Source organism: Nocardia sp. CDC159, from assembly GCF_023740735.1.
Classification (GTDB): Bacteria; Actinomycetota; Actinomycetes; order Mycobacteriales; family Mycobacteriaceae; genus Nocardia; species Nocardia pulmonis.
Window position 1 is genome coordinate 444,742 of record NZ_JAMRXH010000006.1, and the last position, 11,177, is coordinate 455,918.

The window sequence follows — 11,177 nt, forward strand, 5'->3', positions numbered from 1 at the left end:
GCGAGCGATATCCTTGACTCGCGAGTTTCTGAAAAGTGTCGTTCACCTCCGCTTTACATGATCGACAGATACTTCCGCGCGGAAGTACTGTGATGGTGAACACGCTTTTCAGCCCTTCCTTAACTGTCGTACAGTGACTCCGACGCCACCAGGCTCTCGAGGTCGCCCCCGACCAAACCCTCGAAGCCGGGCGTTCCGCCGGTCAGCGCTGACTCGCAATCTCCCGACAAAATCTTTCAACGCAAAATCTTGCGTTCTCGTTTCATCGCGTGGCGCGCAGGCATTGCAAGGTCCAATGAGGGAACAATGGAATACACGATCCTTTCGCATTTCGATATCCGGCCCGGAACCCTCACGCTGTGGAGCGCGGTCCGCGCACCCGGCACCGAATGGAAAGTCGACGAACGCCCGCTGACGTGCGTACACGAGAAGTACCATCGCGATTTCGACGCCACCGATCCGCGCCCCGGTCGCGGCCGCTGGATCGGCACCATCTTCGAGATGGACGCCCCCTTCGACGCCCGTGCTGTCCGTGATCTGGTGTGGGCCTGGCACGCCCGGCACGAGGGGTTGCGCACCACCGTCGCCGCCGCCGACTGCGGCGCGGGTCGGCTGACCTGCGACGCGCTCGACGTCGACATCGTGCACGAGCGGATTCCCGAGGTGAGCGCCTCGGCCGAACTCAACGACTATCTGCGCGAGATGCTGGAAGAGCGGCTCTCGCCGCTGGTGTGGCCGCACGTGGTGATCGCCACGGTCGAGCACCGCGACACCGGCAACTTCACCGTGCTGGTCGGCGCCGACCACTCGGTCATGGACGCCTACAGCCAGGTGCTCATCGTCACCGAACTGCGCGCGCTCTACCGCGCGCTGCTCGACGGCACCAGCCTGCCGCATTCCGACACCTTCGCCAGCCCGGCCGACTACGCGCTGGTGGAACGGCAGGCCGCCGCCGCGCTGACCGCCGAATGCACCCCCACCGAGGTATGGCGAAACTTCTTGTCGGCCTCCGACGGCCGGTTCCCGCGCTTCGCGCCCCCGGTCGCGGCCGTCGAGGACACCGCCGAGCAGCCGCAGACCAGCGTCTCGCGCTGGTTGCTCACCGATCCGGAGATCGCGGCGACCGAGGAGGCCGCCGCCGCACTGGGTCACCGCCCGACCACGGCGATCTTCGCCGCGCTGGCCCTGGCGTCGTGCCGGTTGTCGGGCAAACCCGAATTCCGCACGATCATGCCGGTGGCCACCCGCCCGCACAAGCGCTGGGCCGAGTCGATGGGCTGGTTCGTCAACATCGTCCCGCTGGCCATCCCGGTCCCCGGCGGCGCGAACTATCAGGACGCGCTGGTGGCCACCGACGGTGCGCTGCGGCACGCCAAGGCCGCGACCCTCGCCCCGGCCGAGCGCATCTTCGAACTGCTCGACGTGCGGGATCGGCCGCGCTTCGCGGTGTCCTACGTCGACATCCGCCGCCTGCCCGACAACGAGCTCATCACTCGCCTGCGCGGCCGGGCGCTGCGGGCCGACTCCTACTCCAGCGACGAGGTCTACTTCTGGGTCGTGCGCGCGGCCGAGGGCCTCAACATCTCCGCGCGGTTCCCCGCGGCCTACTCCCCGGCCGTGCTGCAGCGCTTCATCGACGAATTCACCGCGATCTTGCGGGAATTCGGCGAGGCCGCGACGGCCGCGCCCGAGCCCATGCTGGCGGTGGTGGCCGGACAAGGGGCGGCCTGATGCGCACCGGGGGACTGGACGAGTCGCTGCGGGTGACCGCGCGGCCGATCGTGGTGCGGCCCACCGCCGCGGCGCGCGCGGCCGCCGCCACCGCGGCGATCTCCCCGGCGCCGCCGGGCTTCCTGCAGCTGGATCATCTGCGCGCCGCCGTCGCCGATCCGGCGCATCCGCCGTATCTCGGTGTGGTGACCCATATTCCGGGTCTGCTGGACAGCACCGCCCTGGTGGACGCGATCACCGCGTTCGTGCGGACGCACGACGGCCTGCGGACCTGGTTCGAGCCCATCGAGGACGGTTTCGCCCGCCACGTCGTCGATCCGGCGGCGATCGAATTCGAGGCGGCCGAACTCGACGGCACGGCCGAGGGCGAGCAGTGGACGGCCGAATTGCAGCGGTACTTCGAGGCCGCGGCCTCGCCGCTGGCCTGGCCGCCCGCGGCCTTCGCGGCGGCACCGGCCGGTGACGGGTTCGACCTCGTCTTCGTCGCCGATCACGCGCTGAGCGACGGCATGTCGCAGGCGCTGGCGGCGCTGGAGCTGACCGAGCGGTACCGGGCCACGGTCGAGGATCGCGAAACGCGCTGGCGCGCACCGGTCGGCGGCAACGCCGACTACGCCGCCGACGAACACGGCCGCGCCGCCGACGCACTCGCCGACGAGCTGTTCGGTCAGTGGGATCGGGCGCTGGCCGAGACCGGCTACCGGCTGCCGGTGTCGGTGCTGGACCTGGGCACCGAACCGGGGGAGCGGTATCGGCGACAGATCCGCACCTTCACGCTGCTCGACGGCGAGCAGGCCCGCTCCTTCGACGCGGTGCTGAATGATTCGGGGGCGTCGCTGTCGGCGGCGCTGTTCGGCGCGCTCGCGCTGACCGATTACGAGCTGACCGGACGCGACCGGTACTGGACGCTCAATGTGCTGGGCACCCGCTTCGGCGAGCGGTTCGCCACCGGACAGGGCTGGTATTGCAATTTCGTGCCGGTGTCGTTCGCGCTGCCCGCCACCCCCGATCTCGCCGGTGTGCTGCCCGCGGTCCGGGCGGGGCTGGAGCGGGCGCGGCGGATGTCGCGGCTGCCCGTGCACGGCGCGATCGCGCGGGTGCTGCGGGCCGGTCGGGGCGCCGAATTGGTCACGCGGGAACCAAGTTTCGTGACCATCCTGGATCTGCGGCAGGCCGCCGCGCTGCAGGCCCCGGACGCCGATACCCGCATCTTCACCGCCGACGGCACCACCTCGACGCTGTCGATCTGGCTGGGCCGCAACGCCACCGAATACTTCGTGAGCATCGGTGCTCCGGACGTCCCGGTGGCCTGGGAGCGGCTGACCGGCTATGCGGAGCGGCTGCGCGCCACCCTGGTGGAGATCGCCACGACCGGTAACTATCGCCCCGGCCGCGCCCTGACGCGCGGAGTGGGCGTATGAGGGCCCTGCTGGCCTTCGGCGGCAGTCGCGGCGACGCCCAACCGGGCGTGCTGCTCGCCCGCGAACTGACCCGGCGCGGCCACGACGTCACCCTGGCGGTGTCGCCGAATCTGGTCGGCTTCGCCACCGAATACGGCGTCCCCGCACGGCCGTTCGGCCTGGACACCGACGAACTGCTGCGGGCTCAGCTCGGCAACCGCGGCCGGGGCGGCCCGCGCGCTCGGCTGCGGCACCTGCGCGAGCTCAACCGGCAGGGCTTCACCGAGGCGGCCGAGGATCTGCTGCCGCTGGCCGAGGGCGCGGATGTGGTCGTCGGCGCGATGGCCAACGAGGAGGTCGCCGAGGGCGTGGCCGCCTATGCGCGAGCCCCGTTCGCGGCGGTGCACTACTTCCCGATTCGGCCCAGCGGTTCGGTGCCGATCGTGCCCGCGCCGTTCGGGGGACGGGTGCCCGGCGTGGTGAACCGGCTGGGCTGGCGTGCGGTCGCCCGCGCCCGCGCCTGGGCGGTGGCGCCCGATGTCACCGAATTGCGCAGGCGCGCATTGGGTCTCGGGTGCCCGGGTCGGATCGATATCCAGGCCTACGACGAACGGTTGTTCGCGGGGCTGGCGAAGGAGTGGGGTGCGAACCGGCCGTTCGTCGGCTTCCTGGTGCCGCCCCCGGTGACCGATCGCATCGATGCCGCGCTGTCGGACTGGCTGGCCACCGGCGGTGCGCCGGTCTATGCGGGATTCGGTTCGATGCCGGTCGGCGATGCCCGGGCGACCATCGACATGGTGCGCGCCGCATGCCGTCGGCTGGGGCGGCGACTGCTGTTCGTGACCGGATCCAATGCCGTCGAACCGCGTTTCACCGACGATCTCGCGATCGTGCGCGCGGTCGACCATTCGACCGTGCTGCCGCGCTGCGCGGTGGCGATCCACCACGGCGGCGCGGGCACCACCGCGGCGGCGCTGCGGGCCGGGGTGCCCTCGGTGGTGTGTTCGTTCCTGGCCGATCAGCCCTACTGGGGCCAGCGGCTGCAACAGTTGGGAGTCGGTGCGACACTGCCGTTTTCGCGGCTGACCCCGGCGCGGCTGGAGCGATCGCTGCGGCATGCCGACAGCGATCCCGTCGTGCGCCGGGCGGCGGCCTTCGCCGCCCGCTTCCGCCACGACGGAGTGGCCCGGACCGCCGATGTGGTCGAGCTGTTCGGCGCCGGACGGCGTCCGGCCACGCTGCCCACCGTGGAGAGGAGGTTCTCGTGACCACCGAAACAGCCATCGAGGCAACGGGTTTGGGTAAATCCTACGGTTCCTTCACCGCCGTCGACGGCATCGATCTGCGGGTGCCGAGCGGGACGGTGTTCGCGCTGCTCGGCCCCAACGGCGCGGGTAAGACCACCACGGTGCGGATGCTGGCCACGCTGCTGCGGCCCACCCGTGGCAGCGCCCGGGTGTTCGGCTACGACGTGGTCCGCGAGGCAACGGCGGTGCGCTCGATGATCGGGCTGACCGGGCAGTACGCCTCGGTCGACGAGAACCTCTCCGCCGAGGAGAACCTGCGCGTCTTCGGGCGAATCCTGGGGCTGCGGCGGCGCGCGGCCTTCCGACGCGCCGCCGAACTGCTCGAGCAGTTCGAGCTGACCTCGGCCGCGCAGCGCCCGGCGGGTGCGCTGTCCGGCGGTATGCGGCGGCGGCTGGATCTGGCCGCGACCCTGATCACGTTGCCGCCGTTGATCTTTCTGGACGAGCCGACGACCGGGCTGGACCCGCACACCCGCATGCAGATGTGGGAGATGGTCCGCTCGTTGGTCGCCGGTGGCGTGACCATCCTGCTCACCACGCAGTATCTGGAGGAGGCCGACGTGCTGGCCGACCGTATCGCCGTGGTCGACCGGGGCACGATCGTCGCCGAGGGCACCGCCGACGAGCTGAAGACCTCCGTTGGCGAGGAGGTGCTGCGGCTGGAACTCGCCGATCCGGCGCGTCTGGCCGCGGCCGTCGCGCTCGCCGAACGGATCTCCGGTGCGACCGCGCGGATCGCGCCCGAGGGCGGATCGCTGTCGGTGCCGCTGCCCGATATCGACACCGCCACCCAGGTCCTTGTCGAGTTCGGTCGATCGGGAATCCGATTGCGCGGCTTCGGGGTCGATCGCCCCGATCTCAACGAGGTGTTCCTGGCCCTGACCGGGCATGCCGAGCGGCAGGGGGCGGCGTGATGGCCACCCTGACCGTGGCGCAGACCGCCGACGAACGGCCCCGCGCGCAGCGGATCGACCGCCGCCCCCGGGTCACCCGGATCGGGGTGGTCACGACCGTGCGGCAGTCGCTGATCATGGCGCTGCGCGGGTTGCTGACCTTCAAGCGCAGCCCGCAGCTGCTCTACGACGCGGCGTTGCTGCCGATCGTGGGGCCGGTGCTGTTCGGCAACATCTTCGGCACCGCCATCGCGGGCAGCGTGCACGCCTATCTGCCGACCCTGATCCCGGGCGTGCTGGTGCAGATCGTGCTCACCGCGTCGGTGGCGACCGGCGTGCAGCTGTGCGAGGACATCCGCTCCGGGGTGCAGGACCGGTTCGCCTCGATGCCGATGGCGCGGCTGGCGCCGATCATCGGCGCGCTCACCGCCGGGGTCACCCGCTACGCCATCGCCGCGACGACCGTCGTGATCGTCGGGTTCGCGATGGGGTATCGGCCCGCGCATCCATGGGGGCTCATCGGTAGCGCGCTGCTGGTGGTGGGCGTGACGGCGGCGTTGAGCTGGATCTTCGCGGCGGTGGGCGTCACCATGTCGAAACCGACCGCGGTGCAGGGCATTTCGGCGCTGATCCTGATGCTGTTCACCTTCGCCTCCAATGCCCTGGTGCCCACCGCGGCCATGCCGAACTGGCTGCGCCACGTCTCCGACGTCAACCCGGTCTCGCATCTGGTGTCGGCGGTGCGCACGCTGGCCGACGACGGCCGCTTCGGCTCGGACGCGGTCTGGTCGGTGGTGGGGGCGCTGGTGGTGCTGCTGGTGTTCGCGCCGGTCACGATGCGGGCGCTGCGTCCCCGCTAGAAACTGTTCGAAAGGTATGTGGGGCAATGGCAGTCAATCGACTCACCGCTGACGACGATCTGTTCTGGAAGGTGCACCGGCTGTTCGGGTCGGTGCTGGTGAACCAGCTGGCCTGGCGGTTCGACGCACCGCTGGAGCGGGCCGTGGTGGAGGCGTTGCACGCCCAGCTGACCCAGGGCTTCCTGGCCCGGCGGGTGGTGCCGACCCGGATGCCGTTCGCGCGGCCGTACTGGGCGCCCGCCATCGCCTCGAATCCGTTGGACTGGCAGGCGGATCCGGTGCCCGCGGACGGGGTGGTGGATTGGCTGTCGGCGCAGACCGACGCCGATCTGGATCCGGCCAGCGGGCGGTTGTGGCGGTTGTCGGCCGCGCCGTTCGCGGGCGGGACGCTGCTGTCGCTGGTCACCTCGCACGTGGGGGCCGACGGCGGTGCGGTGATCTTCGCGGTGCAGGACGCGCTGGCCCGGGTGGCGCGGGGGCTGCCCGCCGAGCGCGCCGACGGCAGCGGACGGCTGGTCGGCGAGGTCCCGGCACGCGGGCGATTGCGGTCGGATCTCGCCGATGCGGCGGGGCAGGTGCGCGCCATCGTGTCCGGCATCGGCAAGGCGTACCGGGCCCGGCACGTCACCGAGCCCGGACGGCGGCCGCGCCCGCAGGAGCCGCGGCTGGATCTGCCCGAGCGTCATCAGCCCGCCGAGCTGGTGCTGAATGTGCCACTGGAGCAATGGAATTCGGTGGCGGCGGCCCATGCGGGCACCGCGAACGGGCTGATGCTCGGCACCGCGGTCGGGGTGCTGGGGCGCTGCGGGCGCATCGAGGACGGCGAGCAGGTGCGCGTCGACATCCCGCGCTCGCTGCGCGTGCCCGACGATCCGCGCGGCAATGCCACCACCGGCGTGCCGATCAGCGTGCCCTATCGCAAGGGTGATCTCGCCGATCTGACCCACATCCGGGCCGCGACGAAGCAGGCCATCTCCTCCTACGGCGACCCGGCGACCACCCCGGCGCTACAGCATCTGCAGCCGGTGCAGATGGTGATCCCCGATTTCGTCGCGCGCCGGTTCGTGCGTACCTCCAAGGCGCCGATCTGCCTGTGCACCAATCTCGGTGAGACCGCGCAGACGGTGGCCACCCTGGGCGCGGCGACCGCGGCCGCGGTCCTGATGCGGCCGGTGATCCGGGCCACCGAGACCGAATTCCTGCGCCGCACCGAGGTCGGGGTGAACATGTCGTGGTCCAGCGACGGGCAGACGGTGACCCTGTCGGTGATCGCCGCCGATCCCGACCGCTTCCCGACCCGCGAGGCATTGCGCGGGTATGTGGAGGAGGAGTTCGCGGCGTGGGGGCTCACGCCGACGTTCTGGTAGTCAGCAGGTCGCGGGCGGTGCGGGGCGTCCGGCGAGGCGCTCGGCCAACCAGGGCTTCCAGCGGTCGCCGCCCTCGGTGAAGCCGCCGTGGTCGCCGGGAAGGATATTGTCCTGCACCGGAATTCCCAGGCGGCACATATCGGCGACGGCCGCGGTGGACCAGGCGGTGTTCACCAGCACGTCTCGGTCGGCGCGCAGGATCAGGGTCGGGATACCGCTGGCCGCCCGGGGCAGATTGGTACCCGTGACGTAGTCGGTGAACTCCTTGCGCGCGGTGTCGTCGGCGAAGCGGACCTCCTGCGGCCCCGCCGACGCGGCGACATCGACATCCGCCTTGGTCATCTCGCCGGTGCAGGCGCTGGCCAGGCGCGGTGCGGCGGTGAGCAGATCACCGCGTAGCAACCGGTCGAATCCGTAGTCCGGGTGGTGGTAACGGACGCCGGTGATCACGTAAGGGAGCACGAGGTATTGGTCGGTGCTCAGCGTGCCAGCCTCGACCGAGGCGGCCACCTCCACCCGCAGGGCCGGATTGATCAGCACATTGCCGACGATATCCAGTTCGGGCGCATAGTCTTTCGCACTCTCGGCCGCCGCCTCCGCGGCCCGCCCGCCCTGCGACACCCCGTACAGCACCGTCTTCCGCGCCAAGGGCAAGTTCGTCCGATGCGCCGCCCGCACCGCATCGAGCACGTTGTACCCCAGCGCCGGGGTCTCCAGATACGACGAGGCCCCCTGCCCATCGAGCCCCTGGTAGTTGGTCATGACAACCGCGACCCGCTCCCCGAGCAATTTGGCAACGGTATCGGCGCTGCCATACAAATCGGGCGAGTCCGTCGGCGCACACCGCTCGGCCACCCCCGAGGTCCCATGCGCGAAAGCCACCACAGGCCACCCGTTTTCCGGCGCCTGCCCCTTGGGTAGAAACACCGCCCCGGAAACCTCCACGGTCGACTTGTCCGGTGCGGTGGACAGATACCGAATATAGGTCCCCGACGCGGCCGCACCCGACAGCTCGGAATCGGACACGCTGAGCGTCCGCTGTGAAACCAGCCCCCCAACCTGCTTCACCCCCTCCGAACCGGAACCACCCCCCGAGGCCCCACACCCAGCCACAACCCCGACAACCACCGCCACCACCCCGACCAGCCTGCCCGCAACCCGCACCACGGCTCCTTTTCGTCGCATGATCGGCTTCGATTGTTCCATTCGAGCAACGGGCACGCCGTACCCCCGCGCCTTCGGCACGGGGGAGTCGAGGGTGGGGCTGCGGGGGCCGAAGGCGCGGGGTCAGCGCAGTGCCGGGACCACCTCGCGTTCGAACAGCTCGATGCCCGTGGTGTCGTAGGCGGACTCGGGGAAATTGACGATGGTGTAGCCGAGGCCGAGATCGCGTAGGCGGGTGAGGTTTTCGATGACCTTGTCGGGGGTGCCGGTGGCCTGGGAGGTGCGGAACATGCTGTCCACCCAGCCCTTGGCCTGGTCGGCGCCCGCGGCGGGGGTGAGGCGGTCGACGAGGGCGGCCAGGCGATCCTCGACCTCGGCCTCGGTGGCGCCGATGACGACGTTGAAATTGGCGCTGCGGGTGATCGCGTCGAAATCGGTGCCGACCGCGGCGCAGTGCTCGCGCAGGATGTCCGACTTGCGGGCGAACTCCTCCGGATCTCCGCTGAAATTGGTGTACTGCGCGTACTGCGCGGCGATACGCAACGTCTTCTTTTCCCCGCCTCCGGCCACCCAGATCGGAATGCCGCCCCGCTGCAACGGAAGTGGGCGCACGATGGCCTTGTCGACCCGGTAGTACTTGCCGTCGAGGGTGGCCTCGCCGGTGCTCCACGCCTGCCGGAAGATCTGCACGCCCTCATCGAGCCGACCCAGACGCTCACCCGCCGAGGGGAATCCGTAGCCGTAGGCCCGCCACTCGTGCTCGTACCAGCCCGCGCCGATGCCCATCTCGACCCGGCCGCCGGAGATCAGATCCGTGGTGGCGGCGACCTTCGCGAGATAGGCGGGGTTGCGGTAGGCCATCGCGCTACACATCTGCCCCAGCCGCACCCGCGAGGTGACCGCCGCGAACGCCGCCATGAGCGTCCACGCCTCGTGGGTGGCCTCCTCGGTCGGCACCGGCACGGTGTGGAAGTGGTCGTAGACCCACACCGACTCCCACGCCTCGTCCGCATCGGCTCGCTGCGCCAGATCGCGCATCACCCGCCACTGCGCCGCGGGGTCGATGCCGACCAGGTCGAGTCGCCAACCCTGCGGGATGAAAATGCCGAAGCGCAACTGCTTCTCCTTCTTCGTCTTCGAATCGGACCGCGGCGCGATCTCACCGTGGCACCGGCACCCACTGTCGCGGCCGATCGCCCGGTCGGCAACCGTTCCGGGCACCAAGATCGAGTGTCCAGTCCGCGGGAAAGCCCGGCAAATCGCCCGCATACCAAGCGGCCGCGCGGGTTCTCGCGGTCGCGACCTCGATTTTCCTCGCGGTGTGTCGGACCACCACCCGCGCTCCGGTGATGTTCAATCGGTGCCGTTGAGGTTCCAGCGAACGAGTGAAAGGTTGCAAACATGGCACTTCCCACCATGACCGCCGAGCAACGCTCAGCAGCGCTGGCCAAGGCGGCCGCGGTCCGCAAGGCCCGGTCGGAACTGATCGAACAGGTCCGCAAGGGCAAGGTCTCCATGGCCGAGGTGCTCAAGCGCGCCGACAAGGAGGACCTGGTCAAGAAGACGAAGGTCGCGGCCGTCATCAAGGCGCTCCCGGGCATCGGGCCGGTCAAGGCGGCGAAGCTCATGGACGAGGCCGACATCCCCGCCGACCGTCGCATCGGTGGCCTGGGCTCCCGGCAGCGGGCCGCGCTGCTCGAGGCCCTGAAGAACTGACGCAGTGCTGGCGGCGCTCAGCAAACCCCGCAGACCAGCACGTAACCCCGTGATTTGGACCTCGCGGATGTATCCGATAACCTTGCTGAGCACCACCGGTCCGGGTGGCGGAATGGCAGACGCGCTAGCTTGAGGTGCTAGTGCCCGATTAAGGGCGTGGGGGTTCAAGTCCCCCTCCGGACACAGAGTATATGTAACTCGGAGTTACAGTAACAGCCTCCAGGCCCAGCCTGGAGGCTGATTTCTTTTCAGCGCCCACGACAGCCAACGTGCGCACCGCGGTGGCCGGCGCCGATGGACCGCCTGCCTCGAGGTCGCGAAGCGGTGGGCCACCATGTTCGGTGTCTGCCGAACCACGACTTCACGATGGCGACAGCTTCCCCTCCGATCGATACGCCGACTGTTTGCGGTGATGCGCGCGAGCCCGGCCATGTGTCCGGAATCATCCCGCGACCAACGGATTTCGTCCTCCCGCCCACCATCGGCTAAGCTTGCCCAGCACCACCGGTCCGGGTGGCGGAATGGCAGACGCGCTAGCTTGAGGTGCTAGTGCCCGATTAAGGGCGTGGGGGTTCAAGTCCCCCTCCGGACACCTACTTCAACCACACGGATGCTGACGGCTGCGGCCTGCTCGAATGGCTCGTAGCGGAGCTCCAGGTCCAGGGCTTCGTAGAGGGCGGCCCGGTCCTGTGGGGTGCCTGCGTCGAGGACGGCGGCCATGTCGCCGAAGGACTCGATC

9 protein-coding genes and 2 tRNA genes are annotated in these 11,177 nt (G+C 69.9%); 9 read left to right on the plus strand and 2 right to left on the minus strand.

Annotated features, from left to right (window positions below):
- Window positions 1-306 precede the first annotated feature (306 nt).
- The 6 genes from NDR87_RS16920 to NDR87_RS16945 are packed head-to-tail and all read left to right on the plus strand — an operon-like array spanning window position 307 to window position 7,558.
- Window positions 307-1,731 carry a condensation domain-containing protein gene (locus NDR87_RS16920; RefSeq protein ID WP_251913300.1) on the plus strand — a complete coding sequence of 475 codons (1,425 nt, stop codon included), beginning with the start codon at window positions 307-309 and terminating at the stop codon, window positions 1,729-1,731.
- Window positions 1,731-3,152, plus strand: coding sequence for a condensation domain-containing protein (locus NDR87_RS16925; protein ID WP_251913298.1), 1,422 nt, complete (start codon window positions 1,731-1,733; stop codon window positions 3,150-3,152). The genes NDR87_RS16920 and NDR87_RS16925 overlap by 1 nt, the downstream gene beginning before the upstream one ends.
- Window positions 3,149-4,399, plus strand: a complete 1,251-nt coding sequence (locus NDR87_RS16930; protein ID WP_251913296.1) for a glycosyltransferase — start codon at window positions 3,149-3,151, stop codon at window positions 4,397-4,399. Before NDR87_RS16925 ends, NDR87_RS16930 begins: the two co-directional genes overlap by 4 nt.
- Complete coding sequence (locus tag NDR87_RS16935) at window positions 4,396-5,352, plus strand: ATP-binding cassette domain-containing protein (RefSeq protein WP_251913293.1); 957 nt, start codon at window positions 4,396-4,398, stop codon at window positions 5,350-5,352. Before NDR87_RS16930 ends, NDR87_RS16935 begins: the two co-directional genes overlap by 4 nt.
- Window positions 5,352-6,191 carry an ABC transporter permease gene (locus NDR87_RS16940; protein ID WP_251913291.1) on the plus strand — a complete coding sequence of 280 codons (840 nt, stop codon included), beginning with the start codon at window positions 5,352-5,354 and terminating at the stop codon, window positions 6,189-6,191. The genes NDR87_RS16935 and NDR87_RS16940 overlap by 1 nt, the downstream gene beginning before the upstream one ends.
- Window positions 6,192-6,217: 26 nt before the next feature.
- Window positions 6,218-7,558, plus strand: coding sequence for a hypothetical protein (locus NDR87_RS16945; RefSeq protein ID WP_251913288.1), 1,341 nt, complete (start codon window positions 6,218-6,220; stop codon window positions 7,556-7,558).
- Here the strand turns inward: NDR87_RS16945 and NDR87_RS16950 are convergent, their stop codons facing one another.
- Window positions 7,559-8,584 carry an alpha/beta fold hydrolase gene (locus NDR87_RS16950; protein ID WP_251913286.1) on the minus strand — a complete coding sequence of 342 codons (1,026 nt, stop codon included), beginning with the start codon at window positions 8,582-8,584 and terminating at the stop codon, window positions 7,559-7,561. It abuts the gene before it with no gap.
- Between the two features lie 261 nt (window positions 8,585-8,845).
- Window positions 8,846-9,838: an LLM class F420-dependent oxidoreductase gene (locus NDR87_RS16955; protein ID WP_251913868.1), complete on the minus strand. Its 993-nt coding sequence runs from the start codon at window positions 9,836-9,838 to the stop codon at window positions 8,846-8,848.
- Between the two features lie 285 nt (window positions 9,839-10,123).
- On the opposite strand from NDR87_RS16955, the gene mihF reads away from it, so the two are divergent.
- The 3 genes from mihF to NDR87_RS16970 all read left to right on the plus strand — a co-directional run bounded on the left by mihF (window position 10,124) and on the right by NDR87_RS16970 (window position 11,030).
- Entirely contained in the window at window positions 10,124-10,438 is a 315-nt protein-coding gene (gene mihF, locus NDR87_RS16960) for an integration host factor, actinobacterial type (protein ID WP_062505765.1), read from the plus strand.
- A 98-nt stretch (window positions 10,439-10,536) separates the two neighbouring features.
- A tRNA-Leu gene (locus NDR87_RS16965) sits at window positions 10,537-10,621 on the plus strand.
- 324 nt (window positions 10,622-10,945) lie between these two features.
- A tRNA-Leu gene (locus NDR87_RS16970) sits at window positions 10,946-11,030 on the plus strand.
- Window positions 11,031-11,177: the final 147 nt, after the last annotated feature.